Origin of the sequence: Bacteroides sp. AF25-38AC, assembly GCF_003602995.1 — a bacterium.
In the GTDB taxonomy this organism is placed as follows: Bacteria; Bacteroidota; Bacteroidia; order Bacteroidales; family Bacteroidaceae; genus Bacteroides; species Bacteroides uniformis.
Window position 1 is genome coordinate 60,836 of the sequence record NZ_QTMD01000020.1, and the last position, 18,434, is coordinate 79,269.

Annotated in this window: 19 protein-coding genes and 1 tRNA gene; 9 read left to right on the forward strand and 11 right to left on the reverse strand. The window is 44.5% G+C overall.

From position 1 onward, the window contains the following. Positions 1 to 114: 114 nt before the first annotated feature. From DWY55_RS14150 to DWY55_RS14175, 6 genes are all read right to left on the reverse strand, one after another. Positions 115 to 696, reverse strand: coding sequence for a Crp/Fnr family transcriptional regulator (locus DWY55_RS14150; protein WP_117878690.1), 582 nt, complete (start codon positions 694 to 696; stop codon positions 115 to 117). Positions 697 to 730: 34 nt separating this feature from the next. Continuing rightward, a complete protein-coding gene (locus DWY55_RS14155; protein WP_117878688.1) occupies positions 731 to 1,087 on the reverse strand; it encodes a DUF3795 domain-containing protein in 357 nt (118 codons plus the stop codon). Beyond that, a complete protein-coding gene (locus DWY55_RS14160) occupies positions 1,084 to 1,566 on the reverse strand; it encodes a GNAT family N-acetyltransferase (protein WP_034529629.1) in 483 nt (160 codons plus the stop codon). Before DWY55_RS14160 ends, DWY55_RS14155 begins: the two co-directional genes overlap by 4 nt. A gap of 256 nt (positions 1,567 to 1,822) precedes the next feature. Further along, positions 1,823 to 2,110: a hypothetical protein gene (locus DWY55_RS14165; RefSeq protein WP_005827260.1), complete on the reverse strand. Its 288-nt coding sequence runs from the start codon at positions 2,108 to 2,110 to the stop codon at positions 1,823 to 1,825. Positions 2,111 to 2,468: 358 nt separating this feature from the next. Next, positions 2,469 to 3,440, reverse strand: a complete 972-nt coding sequence (locus DWY55_RS14170) for a glycosyltransferase family 2 protein (protein WP_098032134.1) — start codon at positions 3,438 to 3,440, stop codon at positions 2,469 to 2,471. Between the two features lie 51 nt (positions 3,441 to 3,491). Further along, on the reverse strand, positions 3,492 to 3,869 hold the full coding sequence (locus DWY55_RS14175; protein WP_005833184.1) for a GtrA family protein: 378 nt from the start codon (positions 3,867 to 3,869) through the stop codon (positions 3,492 to 3,494). A 187-nt stretch (positions 3,870 to 4,056) separates the two neighbouring features. On the opposite strand from DWY55_RS14175, the gene DWY55_RS14180 reads away from it, so the two are divergent. From DWY55_RS14180 to DWY55_RS14190, 3 genes are all read left to right on the forward strand, one after another. Then, complete coding sequence (locus DWY55_RS14180) at positions 4,057 to 5,790, forward strand: ArnT family glycosyltransferase (RefSeq protein ID WP_117680594.1); 1,734 nt, start codon at positions 4,057 to 4,059, stop codon at positions 5,788 to 5,790. Between the two features lie 20 nt (positions 5,791 to 5,810). Beyond that, positions 5,811 to 6,347, forward strand: coding sequence for an HD domain-containing protein (locus DWY55_RS14185; RefSeq protein ID WP_005827246.1), 537 nt, complete (start codon positions 5,811 to 5,813; stop codon positions 6,345 to 6,347). Between the two features lie 79 nt (positions 6,348 to 6,426). Beyond that, the gene (locus DWY55_RS14190; protein ID WP_005827242.1) at positions 6,427 to 9,204 is read left to right on the forward strand and encodes a putative LPS assembly protein LptD; all 2,778 of its coding nucleotides are present in this window, start codon (positions 6,427 to 6,429) and stop codon (positions 9,202 to 9,204) included. Between the two features lie 3 nt (positions 9,205 to 9,207). Here the strand turns inward: DWY55_RS14190 and ung are convergent, their stop codons facing one another. Then, the gene (gene ung / locus DWY55_RS14195) at positions 9,208 to 9,870 is read right to left on the reverse strand and encodes a uracil-DNA glycosylase (protein WP_005827240.1); all 663 of its coding nucleotides are present in this window, start codon (positions 9,868 to 9,870) and stop codon (positions 9,208 to 9,210) included. A 104-nt stretch (positions 9,871 to 9,974) separates the two neighbouring features. Next, complete coding sequence (asnA, locus tag DWY55_RS14200) at positions 9,975 to 11,012, reverse strand: aspartate--ammonia ligase (RefSeq protein WP_008664075.1); 1,038 nt, start codon at positions 11,010 to 11,012, stop codon at positions 9,975 to 9,977. Between the two features lie 212 nt (positions 11,013 to 11,224). Here asnA and DWY55_RS14205 point away from each other — a divergent pair. From DWY55_RS14205 to DWY55_RS14225, 5 genes are all read left to right on the forward strand, one after another. Next, positions 11,225 to 11,297: transfer RNA gene (locus tag DWY55_RS14205), tRNA-Arg, on the forward strand. Between the two features lie 121 nt (positions 11,298 to 11,418). Next, entirely contained in the window at positions 11,419 to 12,060 is a 642-nt protein-coding gene (msrA, locus tag DWY55_RS14210) for a peptide-methionine (S)-S-oxide reductase MsrA (protein WP_034522775.1), read from the forward strand. Positions 12,061 to 12,066: 6 nt separating this feature from the next. After that, the gene (locus tag DWY55_RS14215) at positions 12,067 to 12,540 is read left to right on the forward strand and encodes a hypothetical protein (protein ID WP_005827232.1); all 474 of its coding nucleotides are present in this window, start codon (positions 12,067 to 12,069) and stop codon (positions 12,538 to 12,540) included. A gap of 90 nt (positions 12,541 to 12,630) precedes the next feature. After that, the gene (locus tag DWY55_RS14220; RefSeq protein WP_005827229.1) at positions 12,631 to 13,461 is read left to right on the forward strand and encodes a MerR family transcriptional regulator; all 831 of its coding nucleotides are present in this window, start codon (positions 12,631 to 12,633) and stop codon (positions 13,459 to 13,461) included. Between the two features lie 108 nt (positions 13,462 to 13,569). After that, positions 13,570 to 14,451 (forward strand): alpha/beta hydrolase, encoded by an 882-nt coding sequence (locus DWY55_RS14225; RefSeq protein WP_005827227.1) that lies wholly within the window; start codon positions 13,570 to 13,572, stop codon positions 14,449 to 14,451. A gap of 418 nt (positions 14,452 to 14,869) precedes the next feature. Here DWY55_RS14225 and DWY55_RS14230 read toward each other — a convergent pair whose 3' ends face one another. Then, entirely contained in the window at positions 14,870 to 15,307 is a 438-nt protein-coding gene (locus DWY55_RS14230) for a PepSY-like domain-containing protein (protein WP_005827221.1), read from the reverse strand. 202 nt (positions 15,308 to 15,509) lie between these two features. Here DWY55_RS14230 and DWY55_RS14240 point away from each other — a divergent pair, with 202 nt between their 5' ends. Then, on the forward strand, positions 15,510 to 16,136 hold the full coding sequence (locus DWY55_RS14240; protein WP_008664066.1) for a hypothetical protein: 627 nt from the start codon (positions 15,510 to 15,512) through the stop codon (positions 16,134 to 16,136). A 55-nt stretch (positions 16,137 to 16,191) separates the two neighbouring features. Here the strand turns inward: DWY55_RS14240 and DWY55_RS14245 are convergent, their stop codons facing one another. After that, entirely contained in the window at positions 16,192 to 16,947 is a 756-nt protein-coding gene (locus DWY55_RS14245; RefSeq protein WP_008664065.1) for an HAD family hydrolase, read from the reverse strand. Positions 16,948 to 17,076: 129 nt separating this feature from the next. Beyond that, the gene (locus DWY55_RS14250) at positions 17,077 to 18,414 is read right to left on the reverse strand and encodes a glucose-6-phosphate isomerase (protein WP_008664064.1); all 1,338 of its coding nucleotides are present in this window, start codon (positions 18,412 to 18,414) and stop codon (positions 17,077 to 17,079) included. Between the last annotated feature and the right edge of the window lie 20 nt (positions 18,415 to 18,434).

An 18,434-nucleotide genomic window follows, 5' to 3' on the forward strand; every position in this document is an offset into this window, starting at 1 on the left:
TTCCTGCCTTTCGCTGAATCAGCCAAAGGATAGGGCAAAAATAAAAGAGAACTTCCTGACAGAATCAATATTGTCTTGGAATATTGTTAAATGATTGAATTTCTAAACCTATGTTTATTCTTTGCTGTCAAAACTCTGTTTGTGTCTGATGCGGCTCATGTGAATAGGGGTTATTTTCAAGTAAGACGCAATTTCTTTTAGGGGTACCATTTGTAGGATTTCTGGACATTTTTTAAGAAGTTGGAGATAGCATTCTTCCGATGTAAATCTGAACAAATCCAAGTAACGTGAATACGACTGAAAAAATAATTGTTCGGCTGCAATGCGGGCTATTCGTTGATTTTCTTTGTTCTCTTCAAATTCTTGTAGAAGTAATTCGGAAGAACAGATGTAGATTCTACATGGGGTTATTGCTTGTATATTCAATTCAGATTTTATGTCGTATAAACAATTGGGATAATCAGAGATAAATTCATTGGCAAAAGAAAAACCTACATTATATGTTTTGTTTTCAGTTTGGTTGATGCAGGTATATTTGATTACACCGGATACAATAAACCCGAAGAAAGAACCGACTTCTCCCTCTCGGAGGATAAATTCATTTCTTTTATGATACCGTAGTTCTCCGTTTCTTAAACACAGTTCCCTAAAAAAGTCAGTGTCTATATTGCCCATGTATGAATTAAAATCTGTCATTTACAACACATGTTTTTCGAAAGGTACAAAATTATTATTTTATTCCTGATTTTTTGTCATTGTTGGTAAGTTGGTTGTGGATTCTCTTATTATAATACTTTAAAAATTTAACTTCACCTACGTTTTTTAAAAGCTTTTGGTTTTCAATGAAGTTTTGTCCGTATTTTAGCCAACGTTTGGTAAATCTTTTGAATTTAGTACATGGGAAATCAGAACACTGGAAACAATGTGTTATTCCTTTTTCCAAGCAACATAAATGGAATGTTTTACATTTTTCACAGCGAGAACCATTCTGTTCTGCTCCTTTGCAGGAACTTTTTTCTCTTGTGTATATGGGACAACCACCACAAAAGACACCACAAGCAGGAATACGTCCGTTATACGATTTCATTCAGCCAGCCTTTTCGCCATCCAAAAATTGGTGAGATAAAGTTGGTTGGCTTTGCGTTTCTGTTCCACTTCTACTATATAGCCTCTTTTCTCAAAGAATGGACGGGCTGTCAGGCTTACTTCTGATGTAATTCGCATGATTCCTCTTGTGGTTGCATACCGTTCTATCTCATTTAGAAGTATGGTAGCAATGCCTTTACCTTGAAAATCTTTATGAACAAACATAGAATGTAAATATCCTTGGTGGGTAATGGATGAAAAGCCGACAATCTGTGACTGTTGATTGGTTGCTACAATAAAATAATGTGTCTTAATCATTTCTTTTATGCGGGAGAGGTCGTTTCCGCACGATGCCCAATCTGCCACTTCTGCTTCTGAATAGTCACGTTTGTTTATATGGAGGACTGTCTCTTGAAACAAACTCATAAGTTCAAGGGCATCAGACTGTTGGGCAATTCTAATTGTAAAATCTGTATTCATGTTTTTAAGTGCTAAAATGTATGCTTTTAGATGTTCCATGTTCTAACAGAAAGTCTTTCAATGTATTTATTGTGTTTGCAAAGATAATTTTTTCATTTCTAATTTATTGGTTTAGGAAACCAAGTTGTTGATTCTCTGCTTCGAATATAAAAAGTATGCGAATTTTTTATGAAGCATGGGAATCTGCTTTCAATCGCCAGCCAATGGCTGATGAATTTAACCGGGTAGATTTCTTGTCAATCGGTTTCAGACCTGCTTATAAGAACAATTTATAACAAAGTACTCCCAATAAAAGCAAGACTAAAGCACATGCTGCAAGAATCGTCTTTGCCCTGAATAGATGTTCTTTATCTGATAATTCCTTTTCAGTAGTATTTCTTCGGATTTCTTCTATTTCCTCAATGGTTACATCGGCTCTCTCAGGACCTTTCCTTTTTACAAGGTATTTGTAGTGCTCCCGCATCCGTCCTCTGCTCAACTTGCGGAGAGCACGGTTCTCTTTATCCCTTTGTAGCATGTCATTGATGCAGCCTAATGTTCCCATAAGCAGATTTTTATCATGTGTAAGCAAAATGGTTTGCTTGCACGTGTACTAAGATACGGCATTTATGTCGCTTTCGCAAGCGATTTTGTGTTTTTTGATATAAACTGATGTGACGATACGATTTTGATAGTTATGTTAACTCATTGTCTGCCAGAGAGTAATTTTGCCAACCCATTGTCATGCTTTTGGCAAACTTTTGCCATGCCTATGGCAAAGTCTTGCCAATAGGGTGGCAAAATCTTGCCAACTTGTCGGCAAGAAAGACACACACTGTTCCCTATACCTTTATTATAGTGTGATAGTGTGAGAAGTGTTTTTCCTTTTTAAAACTTTTGTGTAGAATGATGATGGGCTTCTTTTATTCTGTTTTGCCGGACGGCATCAGCAGTTCTTCTTCATTGTAGCGCGGTCGGTCCTTCACCTCAATGTATATTTTGCCGATGTATTCGCCTACAATCCCCAGCGACACAAGTATCACACCTCCTACCAGCCAGACGGAAATCATCAGTGATGACCATCCGGGGACGGCGTTATGCTGTGTGTAAGAGTGAAGTGTCCATCCGGTGACACACAGTGCCACAAGAATAAAGATGCAGCCTATCCAAAAAATCATACGGACCGGTTTGACGGAAAAGGAAGTGATACCGTCGATGGCAAAATTAAGCATCTTCCGGAAAGGATACTTTGATTCTCCGGCAAAACGCTTGTCACGATTGTAGTACACGCTGTCCGTCTGGTAGCCGATGAGGGGAACCAGTCCCCGAAGAAAAAGGTTGCGCTCGCGGAAGCGGCATAGGTGTTGTACAGCCCGCTGGCTCATCAGGCGGTAGTCGGCATGATTGTAGACGGATTTTACCCCCATTGCCTTCATCAGCCGATAAAAGACCAAAGCGGTGTTGCGTTTGAAGAAAGTGTCGGTCTTCCGTTCTTTACGTACGCCATAAACGATGTCATTGCCCGCTTTATAGCTGTTTATCATGTCCGGAATCACCTGGATGTCATCTTGCAAGTCTGCATCAATGGAAATGGCTATCTCGCAACGGTCTTTTACTGCATTGAGTCCTGCCAGCAGGGCATTCTGGTGTCCTACGTTTCCTGCCAGGTTCAGTCCGCAGGCATAGGCCGTATTTTGGTGCAGTTCTTTGATGATAGCCCATGTCTGGTCGGTGCTTCCGTCGTTTACATATAATATATAGCTTTCCGGGGAAATTTGCCGGGCTTGTATCAGCCGGTCGAATAATTGGCTCAATCGTTTATGGGTTTCATGCAGCACTGCCTCTTCTTTGTAGCAAGGTACGACAACGGCGAGTATGGGAGAGTTTTCCATCATAGAACAAATCTTTTTGCAATATTCGTAAGAAATCGGGAGAAAAACAAATTATCACTCTTTTCTTTTGAAAACGAAACGTACGAGTAAGAAGTTGACCGGAATGGCGATGGCGAAAACCGGAATGGGGGCCAGAGGTTTGGGGATGCCCATCCAGAGAGAGAGGTTCAGCAACCCCATGTGTAGCAGATAGCTGCATAAGTGTGCTCCTCCAAATCCGAAGGCTTTTCTCCATGAGGGCTTTCGGCCGAAGGTAAAGTAAGCAGTCAGATAGAAATTGGCGATGAAGCTGAGAGCATATCCCAGTGTATAGGCTATGTTTACATTGATAACCCGTTGTAATACAAAATACAATCCGTAGTGCAGAGCTGTCGCAAAGATGCCCACCATTACGAAGCGTACAAATTCCGGTAGTTGTTTCAGCCGCTTCATCTTAACATTAAATATCTACTCTCTGTTGCCATTATCATTGGGGCGGCAAAGTTAGGCATTGTTTCAGAATTATTTGTAATTTTGCTTTGCGAAATTAAGCTGCATCTCAGCAAATTGCAAATAAATTTGCATCTGCTTTCGGTTTGCGCTATCTTTGCGTCCAGAAAACATAAAAAACAAATAAGGTATGTCGGACAGAAAGAAGGCGTTCTGGTTTATTGCGCTGCTGAGTGTGCTTGTGGTTGTTCCCTTTCTGGGAGAAACCATTTTTTATTCCAAGGGGGAACCGCGGGAGGCGATTGTTGCCCTTTCTATGCTGGAAAGTGGAAACTGGATACTTCCGGTGAACTATGGTACTGATATTGCTTATAAACCCCCTTTCTTCTACTGGTCAATAGCCGCCGTCTCTTCCCTTTTTGGAGAGGTGACGGAGTTTTCTGCCCGTTTCCCGTCTGCATTGGCTTTTTTAGCCATGCAGTTAATGTTCTTTGCCTTTGTGGCAAAACGTAAAAACGTTCAAACGGCGTTTCTGGCCTCTATTCTTCTTTTGTCTTCTTTCGAGGTGCATCGGGCGGCTGTCGCTTGTCGGGTCGATATGGTTCAGGTTGCCTTTATCGTTATTTCCCTTTGTCTGCTGTTCCGCTGGGATGAGAAGGGATGCCGCGGAGTGCCCTGGCTTGCGGTGTTGCTGATGGGATGTGCCACGTTGACCAAAGGGCCGGTAGGCTCCATATTCCCTTGCGCGTGTATCGGTGTGTATCAGTTGTTGCGCGGACGTTCTTTCTGGAAAGCGTTTTTCTCGTTGGTAGGTATCGGCTTGCTTTCTTTTGTTCCTTATTTAGCTTGGGTATACGTAGCTTACAGACAAGGTGGACAACCGTTCCTCGATTTGGTTCTGGAGGAGAATACCGGGCGGTTTATGGGCAAAATGTCCTACGAGTCCCATGAAAATCCTATATGGTATAATTTCCTGACTTTGATTTGGGGATGGATTCCCTGGACGTTGGTTCTGGTAATTTCCTTGTTTGGCTTGAAGTGGAAAAACATGCGTTGTCTGCCGGAAGGGGAGACCCTGCTGTTGCGGTTGAAGAAGGGCTGGACTGCTTTCCGCAACCAGTCTCCGGTACAATTGTTCACGTGGCTGGTCATTCTGATAATCTTTGTCTTCTACTGCATCCCCAAGAGTAAGCGGAGCGTTTATCTGCTTCCCATCTATCCGTTTATGGCAGTGCTGATAGCTGAGTATCTGTTGGCTTTGGTACAAAAGGGGGCACGAGTTTTCAGGATTTGTGCAATCATCTTTGCTTCTTTGGGCTTGTTGCTTACGCTTGTTTTTGTCGTAGTTCGTCTCGGCCTGGTTCCCGACAGCGTTTTTGGAAGCGGACGCCATGCCGCTGAGAATGTAGCCTTTATGCATGCGTTGGAGGATGTGGCTTTGTCTGTTCCCAAGTGGCTCCTGGTAGCGCTTCCCGTAGTAGCCGCTGTCTGCACATTACGCATGGTGATAAAGCGTGCGGATAGCCGGTCATTATTATATGGCATAGCAGGATGTATGCTCTGCCTTTTCGTATCATTGGATTCGGTTTATCAGCCCACGGTGCTGGCTGTGAAATCAGATAAACATTTGGCTGAAAGGGTCAATACGTATGTTCCGGAAGGTGTGGTCTATTCTTACTCGAAAATGAGTTTCTATGGTGTTAACTTCTATCTGAAAGACCGCATGCGGCACATTGAAAAGGAACGTCCGTCCAGCGGGGAGGGCTATTTATTGGTTCCCGTAAAGGAGGAGGAGAATATGTTGGGACAGCTGGAACAGACGTATCATCTGGAAAAGATATTCCGTACAGACAGACGCAGTTGTGATATGCGTAATGAAATCTGCATGTATAAATTTAGGGCGATTGACATTCATAACCCATAATTTATAACTCATAACTTAAAATGAATCCGATAGATATCATTAACAAATATTATCCGGAAGAGAATGAGTTGCGGCATATACTGTTGACGCACAGCCGTTCCGTAGCCGACAAGTCGTTATGGATTGCCGACCGCCATCCGGAACTTTCATTGGATAAGGATTTTCTGTACGAGGCTGCCATGCTGCACGATATAGGCATTTTTCTTACAGATGCGGCAGGTATCCATTGTTTTGGCGACAAGCCTTATATCTGTCACGGTTATTTGGGAGCCGACCTGATACGCGGCGAAGGCTATCCCCGCCATGCTTTGGTTTGTGAACGCCATACGGGTGCCGGACTTTCATTGGAGGGAATCATTGCGCAGGATTTGCCCGTACCGCATCGTGAAATGGTTCCGGTCAGCTTGGAAGAACAAGCTATCTGTTTTGCCGATAAGTTTTATTCAAAAACTCATTTGGAAAAGGAGAAAAGTGTAGAAAAAGCCCGTAAAAGTTTGGAACGTTATGGTGAAGAAGGGGTACGGCGCTTTGATAATTGGTGCGAACAGTTCTTGTAGCAATCTAAATTTCTTTAAAAAGGGAGATTATCCGTATAAATTATGTACTTTTGCCCCTCCAAGCGTAAACTATTAGTTAATGACGCCATTGAAAGCAAATACATTCATATCATTCATACTACTATTCGTCTTGCTTCTTCTCTCCGGTGGGGCTGCTTCTCAGCGCCGTAGAGCGAAGGTCGCGCCTCCGAATATTCAGCGGACAGACACGTTGCAGGTAGGGGATAGTTTGCAGATGGGAGACTCCCTGCAAGGGGGAAAGGGGCTTCCTGCCGATTCGTTGCAACAAGATACGGTAGCGGCTGCGCCTCCCAAGAAGGATGCATTGGATGCTCCCGTAGCCTACGAAGCCAATGACTCCATTGTATTTACGCAGAGTGGCTTTGCCCATCTTTATGGCCAGGGAAAGGTGAGTTATCCGGGTGCTGACCTGGAGGCTGATGTCATCTCTATGGATATGGACAACAGTACGGTTTTTGCCCGTGGCGTGGTCGATTCTGTAGGAACAGCCAAGGGAAGACCGGTCTTCAAAGACGGGGACACCTCCTACGAAACCGATACTATCCGTTATAACTTCAAGAGTAAAAGAGGTCTTATCAGCAATGTTGTCAGCCAGCAGGGCGAGGGATACGTGACCGGTAATAATGCCAAGAAAGGGAATAATGATGAACTCTATATGAGGAGCGGTCGTTACACGACTTGTGACCATCATGACCACCCCCATTTTTATATGCAGATGACTTATGCCAAGGTACGTCCGAAAAAGAACGTGGTGACGGGACCTGCCTATCTGGTAGTAGAGGATGTGCCGCTTCCGCTTGCCGTTCCATTTTTCTTTTTCCCGTTTTCTAGCAGTTACCAGTCCGGTTTTCTGATGCCTACCTATATGGATGACTCCAATCGTGGCTTCGGTCTGACGGACGGTGGATATTACTTCGCCATCAGTGACCAAATGGACTTGAAGCTGCGGGCGGATATCTTCACGAAAGGTTCTTGGGCGCTGAATATGGAGTCGAACTATGTGAAGCGTTACAAATATTCCGGTTTGCTGCAGGCAAGCTATCAGGTGACCAAGACCGGTGACAAAGGCTTGCCCGACTACTCGGTTGCCAAAGACTTCAAGGTGGTGTGGTCTCACCGGCAGGACCCGAAAGCGAGTCCGAATTCTACCTTTTCTGCCAGTGTGAACTTTGCTACCAGTAGTTATGAGCGTACCAATATCGGCAATATGTACAACTCCCAGGCAATGTCGCAGAATACCAAGACTTCCAGTGTCAGCTATTCGCGTAACTTTCCCGACCAGCATCTGAGCATCTCCGCTTCAGGTAATATTGCCCAGACCATGCGCGACTCCTCTATCGCGGTGACTTTACCGGACATGACCATTTCCTTGAGTACCATTTTCCCTTTCAAGCGCAAACATGCAGTGGGAGATGAAAAGTGGTATGAGAAGATTTCCGTTCGCTATACTGGCCGTGTGAAGAACAGTATCAAGACGAAGGACAATCTGTTGTTCAAGAAGAACTTGATACGCGATTGGGAGAACGGTATGCAGCATGAGATTCCGGTAAGTGCCACGTTTACTTTGTTCAAGTACTTCAATGTGACGCCTACCGTAAACTATACGGAGCGTTGGTACACCCGCAAGGTGAAGAAGGACTGGGACGATGAGCAAGGCAAGGAGGTGAATGATACGACCTACGGTTTTCACCGTGTATACGACTACAGTGCCAGTCTGGGTATCAATACCAAAGTTTATGGTATGTACAAGCCATTGTTCATGAAGAAGAAGGAGATACAGATACGTCACGTCATCACTCCCTCCATCAGTTTCAGCGCTGCGCCCGATTTCACTTCGTCCCGTTTTGGCTATTATGACTCTTATATAAAAGACCAGAACGGCATTCGCGATACCGTGCAGTATTCCTATTATGCCGGTCAGGTGTTCAGTCCGCCAAGTGGAGGAAAGCAGGGGCTTATCAGTTTCAATATCTCCAATAACCTTGAAATGAAGTTCAAGGATAAGAATGACTCTATCCGCAAGGTGAGCCTGATTGACGATTTGAGTATGGGTATCAGTTACAACACGGCTGCCCAGGTGCGTCCTTGGAGTGACTTGAGCTTTAATCTCCGTCTGAAGTTGAGCAAGAGTTATACGTTGAGTATGAGCTCTACCTTTGCCACTTATGCTTACGAGTTTGATGAGAACGGAAGGGTGGTGCCCGGTAACCGTACGGAATGGTCGTATGGCCGTTTCGGTCGTTGGTCGGGATATGGTACGTCGTTCAGTTGGACCGTGAACAATGATTCGTGGAAGAAAATAAGGAACTTCTTCACCGGTCAGAAGGATGACGAGGAGCAGGGCCAAGACCAGAATGCCTCGACGGAGGAAGACGGTGACATGGAGGGGGAAACTACCGAGGACGGCACTCCGAAGAAGAAGAAGGAAAAGGCTGCTGCCGATGCTGACGGCTATCAGGTATTCAAGATGCCTTGGTCTATCAACTTCAGTACCGGTTTCAATATTACGGAAGACACCAGTAAGCCCATTAATCGTAAGAACATGCGCTATCCGTACAAATTCAGCCTGAATTCCCTTAATATAAACGGTAACGTCAAGCTTACCAATAAATGGGCTGTCAGCTTCAATTCCGGTTATGACTTCAATGCGAAGGAGATAACGCAGACCGCTTTCAACATCACACGTGACCTGCACTGTTTCAGCATGACGGCTGCCATATCACCTTTCGGACGCTGGAAATACTATAACTTTACCATCCGTGCCAATGCAAGTATCCTGCAAGACTTGAAATGGGAACAGAGAAGCCAGACTCAGAGTAATATTCAGTGGTATTGATGTTTACCAAATTATTTCCGTCTCTCCATGTTCCCGCAAATACTCGTTTGTTTTGCTGAAATGCTTGTTCCCGAAGAAGCCGTTATAAGCGGATAGGGGAGATGGATGTGCCGAGGTGAGTACCAGATGTCGGCTACGGTCGATGAATGCCCCTTTACGTTGGGCGTAGGCTCCCCAAAGAATAAATACAAGATGCTCTTTTTCTTCGGCGAGAATGCGGATAGCCGCATCTGTAAATGTTTCCCAACCTCGGTTTTGGTGAGAACCGGCTTGGTGTGCACGTACGGTGAGGGTAGCATTGAGCAGCAATATGCCTTGCTCTGCCCAGCGTGTCAGATTGCCGGTAGTGGGGGCATCAGTGCCAATGTCATTTTTTATTTCCTTGAAAATATTAAGTAAGGAAGGAGGGAAAGGAACACCGTCATTTACGGAGAAACAAAGTCCGTGTGCTTGTCCCGGACCATGATAGGGGTCTTGACCGATTATCACGACTTTTACTTTGTCAAAAGGGCATAGGTTGAATGCATTGAATATCAGCTTTCCCGGAGGATATATTGCATATTTCCCATATTCGTCCCGTACAAAATCAGTCAATGTACGGAAATAATCTTTCTCAAATTCAGGTTGCAGATGTGCTTTCCAGCTTTCTTCTATTTGAACATTCATAATTGGATCTGTTAGTAGTTTCGGATGCTAAAGTACAAAATAAAAAATAAAGTCCAACCTTTTGAGGGGGTGAACTTTATATTATATGACGGGATAAATGTATATCAAATCAGGTGTATATTGTGTTCCTTGCACTCTTTGCGCATATCTTCCGGCCAGATACTGGCTTGTATCTCACCGATATGCGCCTTGCGCAGATAGAACATACAGAGGCGGGACTGCCCTATACCGCCACCGATGGAAAGCGGCAGTGTATCATTCATCAAGCGTTTGTGGAAGTAAAGTTCCAGGCGTTCCTCTTCGCCTTCCTCTTTGAGCTGGCGAAGCAGGGCTTCCTTGTCTACGCGGATACCCATGGAGGAAAGTTCGATGCTGCGTTGCAGGATGTGGTCCCATAGCAGGAGGTCACCGTTCAGTCCGGGGAGGTCGTTCAGCCCTTTGCTGGTATAGTCGTCGTAGTCCGGGGCGCGTCCGTCGTGCTTCTTGCCGTCGCTCAGCTTGCATCCGATACCGATGATGAACACTGCACCGTATTTCTTGCAAATGGCATGTTCGCGGCATTTGGGTTCCAAGTCCGGATACAGTTGGCGCAATTCTTCGGCATGGATAAAGTGAAGTTTCTGGGGCAGGCAAGGCTTGATTTGCGGATACATCTCATATACCATATATTCTGTGCGCACCATAGCTGCATAGATACGGGTTACTATCTCCTTGAGGAATTCCACATTGCGGTCTTCGGCAGTAATGACGCGTTCCCAGTCCCACTGGTCTACATAAAGGGAATGCAGATTGCCCAGTTCTTCATCGGCACGGATGGCATTCATGTCTGTGTAGATGCCATATCCCGGTTCGATATGGTATTCGGCAAGCGTGAGGCGTTTCCATTTGGCGAGGGAGTGCACCACTTCAGCTTTGGCGTCGCCCAAATCTTTGATAGGGAAAGTTACGGCACGTTCCACTCCATTGAGGTCGTCATTGATACCCATTCCTTTCAATACGAACAGTGGAGCTGTCACACGTCGCAGGCGCAGTTCGGAAGAGAGGTTCAATTGGAAGAACTCTTTAATTTGTTTAATCCCTAATTCAGTCTGTTTTAGGTCCAATAAAGGTTTGTAACCTTCAGGTGTTATCAGGTAGCTCATAAATTTATTCAGTATAACTTCTATTAAATTGCTCGGCAAAGATAGGAATAATATTGATACTTGCTTCTGTTTTGTGGGAAAAAAGAACAAAATGTTTGTGTAATTGCGGTTAGTCTTCTCAAAGTAATAATAAAAATATTCCTCGGTTTGATATAAAAAGCGTTTGAATGTTAGGAATCTGCTAATTTTTTTATACTTTTGCATCCACATTTGGCTCCGTAGCTTAGTGAATAGAGCGTCAGATTCCGGTTCTGAAGGTCGTGCGTTTGAATCGCACCGGGGTCACAAAGAAAGGAACTCCCTTTGCATGAATACTTTGCAAAGGGAGTTTCTTTTTATACAATACATCCAGAAAAGTCAACCATACGGTTCTCTTTCTTGTTATAATTTCCATAGAGTTAGAGGTATGAAACAAATAATATTTATTTTTGCAATGTTAATGACTTGTCTGTCCTATGCCGGTAAGCCGGAAGGACGGTCAGAAAGGAGAACAGACATGAAACCAATGAAAGAGATTTATCTGGCAGGAGGATGTTTTTGGGGTACCGAACATTTCCTGAAACAAATAGAAGGTGTGGAGGCTACCCAGGTGGGATATGCCAATGGAAATATAGCCAATCCTACCTATCAGCAGGTATGTACCGGTACCACGGACTTTGCCGAAACCGTAAAAGTACAGTATGATCCCGATGAGGTGGACTTGCCTTTCCTTATCGACCTTTATTTCAAAACGATTGACCCTACCAGCCTCAATAAGCAAGGGGGGGATAGAGGTACACAGTATCGCACGGGTATCTATTATACGGATACCGCCGACCTGCCCGTTATTCGTGAAACCGTTGACCGGCTGGCTGCCAACTACTCCCGTCCGTTGGTTGTAGAGATAGAGCCTTTGAAGAACTTCTATCTCGCCGAAGATTATCATCAAGACTATCTGGACAAAAATCCTGGTGGATATTGCCACATTAACCCCACCTTGTTCGACCTGGCACGTAAAGCGAAGATGAAGAAAGAAGGAGATGGCGAGTATTTAAACCTGGAAAAGTAACGGACAATGGATATACTGTTAATAAGTAATGAAGATACGTGCCGCAGCCGTATCGCGCAGGAACTCCTGCATGCATTTGGCAGGGGAATGAATATCTCTACGGCAGGAATTATGGAGGGGAACTGCGTTCCCGATGCCGTGTGCAATGTGATGGAACAGAATGGTTTCAGCGTGTCTCGCAAGAAACCGTCTGGTGTCGGGACCTATACGCACCGGTCGTGGGACTACGTGATTACCCTATGTAAAGAAGCCGGAGAAGAACTGAAGTTTATCACTCTGGATGCCAAGCAGCAGGTGCATTTTGATTTTGAAGATCCCTTTAAAAATCGTTTTCAAAATGAAAGTGAGCAGGAGAAACAAGTTGCCTCACTCTATGAAACCATGTACCGGCGGCTGTATGAATTTTACCGCGATGAACTGAGTGAGCAGCTGTTGCCTCGTTGTACGTGCGGTGCAAACACCTATTGCCGTTGTGAATAGTGAAATATGTGTTTTTTTTGAAGCAATCTCTTGACTCGTCCCTAAGGGCAGGACCTATCTTTGCTTCATAAACAAAATGCGCATGAGTTTATGAAGAATAAAATGAAGTTTAAAATCGGAGAGTTTTCCAAACTTTGCCAAGTGACCGTTAAGACGCTTCGTCATTATGAAGAGATAGGATTGATGATACCCGTTGAAGTGGATGAGTGGACGGGGTATCGCTATTACGACATCAGCCAGCTCCGGTGTATGAGCCGTATTGTTTACCTCAAGCAATTAGGGTTCAGCCTCGAAGAGATATCCGAGTTGTTTGCCGATGGCAAGGAATTTCCGGATGCTGAATTGTTGAAGGTTAAAATAGAACGTTGCAAAAACGAGATTGAACACTTGATATGGCGGCAGACCGAACTTGCCAAATTGGAAAATTTACTCCATAAACAAGAGAATGTTATGGAAAAAGTGTTTAAGAAATCCCTCCCTTCAAGAATTTTTGCTACCCATCGCCGTAAAATAGACTCTTATCAGGAACTGTTCAATCTTTGTCCGAATATTATCGGGCCTGAAATGTACCGTTTGGGTTGTGAATGTCCTGCCCCGGAATATTGTTTCACGGTGGAATATAATGAGGAATATGGGGTTGATATTGATATCGAGTTTTTTGAAGCGGTGGCTGAACGCAAGGAAGATTCGGAACTGATTAAATTCAAGGAACTTCCGGAAGTACCGGTTGCGCTCTGTGTCAACCATTACGGTGCTTATGAGCATATGCCCGAAACTTTCGCCGAGCTTTTTGCGTATGCCGAGGCAAATGGATACGAGGTCATTGACCGTCCCCGGTTTTGCCATATTGACGGCATTTGGAACAAAGAAACGGTGGATGAATGGATGACGGAAATTCAGTTGCCCATCAAACTTTCTTAATCAGCCTTTGATTTTTGCGGAAAGCTTTCAACCGTGAGAATACCTAAAAATAGGGATAGGTAGTCAACTTATTTTCTGCGAACTTTGCAGACTGAAAAAAGAATTGAAATGAGAAGCCTGCATATTCTGTTTATATTGGTAGTTGTCACTTGGCTCGGTTTTCCGCTGAGAGCGCAAGAAGCTATTTCTATCGGGACTCGCCACACTTTGTTTTCGCATGTCTTGAATGAGGCTAGAGAATATTGGGTGTATGTACCTGCAACCCGCCCGGGTGAAAAAGAGGAAAGTTATCCGGTTCTTTATTTGCTGGACGGTGATTCTTTTTTTCATTCGGTGGTAGGTTTTACTCGCTTGTTTTCCACCTCCAAAGTTTCTTCCTTACCGCCCTGTATCGTTGTGGCTGTCCTGAATACAAACAGAACCAGAGACTTTACGCCAACCTGTTCCGCTGCCCGGCGTGACGGAACTGTCCGTCCGGGCGATAAACCGGAAGGGGGTGGGGCAGGACAATTTTGCCGTTTTCTGACGGAGGAGCTACGCCCCGCAGTGGAACAAGACTTGCCGGTGAATGGACAACACTTGTTGGCCGGACATTCTTATGCCGGGTTGTTCACGCTGCATGTTTTGCTGAATTATCCCGGTACATTTGATACATACATCGCCATAGACCCCAGTTTATGGTGGGATAAAGGATGTTTTCAGAAACAGGTAGAACGGCAGGTAGATAAGGTTGACTTTTCAGGAAAACAACTGTATGTTGCGTTTGCCACTCAGCCGCGTCCTGATAGGAAGCTGAGCCACTTTTCCCTGACAGATGATTTTATAGGGAGTGCAGTTCCTCGTATGGAGAAGCGGCATTTGCGGGTGGTATCAAAAAAGTTCCCGGAAGAGACGCATGGAACGGTTGCTCTTCCGGGATTTTATGACGGACTGAAAACGTTGTTCTTCCGTTCTGCGGTTGGAATTTCTCTGCCGAACAAACCTCTCTGAAAAAAACTCTATTTTTCAGTAAGCTGAATGATATGCACCATTGTACTAAGGGGACTACCTATACCATGGTGAGGTCTGCCAAAATCCTGAAAGCGTCATAGCCTGAGTCGCCTTCCGGCAGGAAGCGCCGAGAAGCGCCATTTCCTTATAAATCAGTATTTTCAGCTCCGGAGAAGGTTGAGTGTCCTTCTCCGGACACACTGATTAAAAAACTGCAAAAGTGCAGCCGGGGCTTCGTTGACTCCGGGCAATTGGAATAGTAGTACAACCACTGTTGTACAATGAGCGCAGCACCATATGCCCTGCTACCGTACGGAAGTGCATAAAAAAAAACAGTTGCCTGGAGAAACCCTCTCCAAGCAACTGTTTTCAGTTTCTTGATACTTTATAATCTACATATTCTAAATCTTTCTTGTCATCAATCGTCAATGTCAATCACCCTCATTTTAGAGTCAAATGTAATTTCCCAACGATTAGACAACTTTATCTCATACTCATTGTCATCGTACTCAATCTGAAGAATTCTTGCATCCGGATAATTGGTCTTTACATAGTTACGTATCGCTTCCGGTACAATCTGTACAGGAACTTCACTTTGTCTGCATCGTACCTCTTTCCATTCCCCCGATTTATCAAATTCTACCTTCTCCCCATTCGTGAACACCACATCATAGCTTTTATAAAACATTCCCGACTCCAATTTAGCCATTGCCACCTTATGGTCTTTAAAATAAGTCTTGATAAATGTCTGCGCCTTCGCCGGCAACTGGCTCACCTCTATCGGCTTATCATTATCCGCCATTACCATTGTGTGCACTGCAAACATACAAACCAACATCATAACTAATTTTTTCATACTTCTCTATTTTTAATAATTAATACTTTATTTGTTTTCTGTATTACAAAGATGGGAAGGAAATCTGGAAAGAATTGGGAAAAAAACTCTATTTTTGGAAATGAAAAAAAATCTATTTTTGAAAATGGGTGTTGCGGCTCTTCACCTATGAATTTTTGTTTGCAATGAATATTATTTAAAGACACAATAGACTATTATGGCTATGAAAATATTAAATCAGTTTATCGATGATTTTGTAGGTGTTTTCCAATATCGGTTTATGGATACCTTTCAATATTTTAAAGAAAGGAAGAAAAGTAAATATTTAGGAGATAGATTTGAGGAATGGGTTGTGAAGAACTCCAATATTAGTAAAGATGGTTATTCGGATCTATGTGATAAGAAAATATTTTGGCGGCTTTTAGATTGGAGAGGTGATAAATACATTGAGGGGTATAGGCCTCTGTCTTCATCATCTCCGGATTTGTTGATGGAGTGTGTTACCACAACGAGTACCATTCATGAAGTTGGAGATATTATAGCTGTAGAATGTAAATGGCGAAGTAAGATAGGTTTTTATCTCGATATAAAAGACATTGAAAAGTACGAGGGGTATATGAATTCCAATCTGTTGAACCGTCCGATAAAAAACTTGTTTTATGTTTTTGGCTTTGGATGGTGTGGTGACAGTCCGGAATCTGTTTATGTAGTTCCTGCCAGAGAATTGTATGATTATGATAAAGATACCTGTAGAATAACGTTCCCTATTAAAGAAACCGAGAAGGAGAAAATGGGTAGATTGGAGCGCTTTAAGAAGAAAGACAATAGATGTCTTCTGTATATCAAGTAATGGTATTACTTGGTTATATAAGCTCCAATCAACTGTTATATTGTTTGGGTCGCCGTCAATCTTTGTGGCGAAGGCTATTACTGGCATCTAATGCGGTTTGCAACCTTTCCCAGTCGTCACAAAGCGCCTGCATGGACGGAAACAATAAATCTGCTCCGGCATCCAGTAATACCTGCCTGTCCAGCGGACCGGTATTGACTGCCACAGTGAATATGCCGGCTGCTGTTCCGGCTTGTACTCCGATAGGTGCATTTTCTACAACTATAGCTTCGTTGGCTTGTACTCCGGCTTTTTCCAGTCCCATTAGATAAGGCTCAGGATGAGGCTTTCCGTATTTCACATCAAAGGCGGTCACCATGTGGTCGCGCTGAAACATACCAGGGAAGTTGTGGGCAAGGCGGTTCAGCAGGGAGTGTTGGCCCGAACCGGTGACAAGTACCGGAATAAGTCCTGCCGCTTTTACCTTTTGCAGCACTTCCCAAGCACCCGGCATACGTTCCGGTTCCGGGTGGGTACTGAATTCGGCGCTTTTCTCTGCATAGATGCTTTCTATCATCTCGGGAGTGGCATCCTTGCCATACTGGCGTTGATAAACGATGTTGATGGTGGAGGCTCCGGTACGTCCCTCGTGCATGTATGCCTCTTCACGGCTCAAGTGCAGGCCATGACGTTCCATTACTTTATGCCAGGCATCGGCATGGTAGGGCATGGAGTTGAATAACACACCGTCCATGTCAAAAAGAACGGCTTTCAGTTGGATGTAGGGGTGCCCGTGCTTTTCCAGATAACGGGCGATAGAGTTTTCGAACACTTGGTAGATTGGGGATTGAGAATTTAAAAATGCGGGGTAGATAAATAGAGAGTTGAGAATCGGGGAACGGTTCTCTTCGCACTTGTTGTGCAGCCATTTCTCAATTCTCAACTCTCAATTCTTAATTTATCAAAGTCTTGCCTGGATAGCTTTGGACTCTTCTTCGTAGCCGGGCTTGTTCAGCAATGCAAACATATTCTTCTTGTATGCTTCCACACCCGGTTGGTTGAACGGATTGACTCCCAAAATATAACCGCTGATACCGCAAGCTATTTCAAAGAAGTAGAGCAGACCTCCGATGCTTTCTTCATTCAGTGCAGGGATAACGATGCGCATGTTGGGTACGCCGCCGTCAACGTGGGCAAGCTGTGTGCCCAATTCAGCCATCTTGTTCACTTCGTCCACGTGCTTGCCTGCCAGGAAGTTCAGTCCGTCGAGGTTGGCTTCGTCCGAAGGTACTTGCAGGGAGTGCTGTGTCTTCTCCACGGAGATGACAGTTTCGTAGATGGTACGTTCGCCTTCCTGAATCCATTGTCCCATGGAGTGCAGGTCGGTGGAGAAATCTACGGCAGCAGGGAAGATACCCTTGTTTTCCTTACCTTCGGATTCACCATAAAGCTGCTTCCACCATTCGCTTACGTAGTGCAGTTTGGGATTGTAGTTTACGAGGATTTCAATTTTCTTACCGTTCTTGTAGAGCTCGTTACGCGTAGCTGCATAGATGGCAGCAGGATTTTCTGCAAACGGAACATCTTTTCCACAAGCCTTTTCCATGGCAACTGCACCTGCAACCAGTTTCTCAATGTCGAAACCTGCTATTGCGATGGGCAGCAAGCCTACCGGAGTCAGTACGGAGAAACGTCCGCCCACGTTATCGGGGATGATGAAGGATTTGTAGCCTTCGTTGTCGGCCGTTACGCGGGCAGCGCCCTTTTTGGCATCGGTGATGGCAACGATAACCTTCTTTGCCATATCCTTGCCGCGTTGGTCTTCGCATTGCTTTTTCAACAGACGGAACGCCAAGGCCGTTTCAGTGGTAGTACCGGATTTGGAGATGTTGATAACACCGAATTTCTTGTCTTTCAAGTATTCGGTGAGTTCATATAGATAATCTTCACCGATATTGTGTCCTGCATACAGAATGACCGGAGCCGTTTTCTTGTCTTGCAACCAAGTGAAGCTGTTTGACAAAGCCTCTATCACCGCACGTGCACCGAGGTAACTTCCGCCAATACCGGCAACTACTACTACCTCGCAGTTGTCACGCAACGTCTGTGCGGTAGTCTTTAGGTCGGCCAGGTGCTCTTTAGTGATGGAAGAGGGGAGGTGCAGCCAGCCTAAGAAGTCGTTGCCCTTACCGGTACCATTCTCTAATGCTTCCTGTGCAGCCTTTACTTGGGCTTCATAGGCGAAAACGTTTTCTTTGGAGATGAATCCAAGAGTCTTTTCAATGTTCAAACTAATCATAATATTCTAGGTTTTAAATT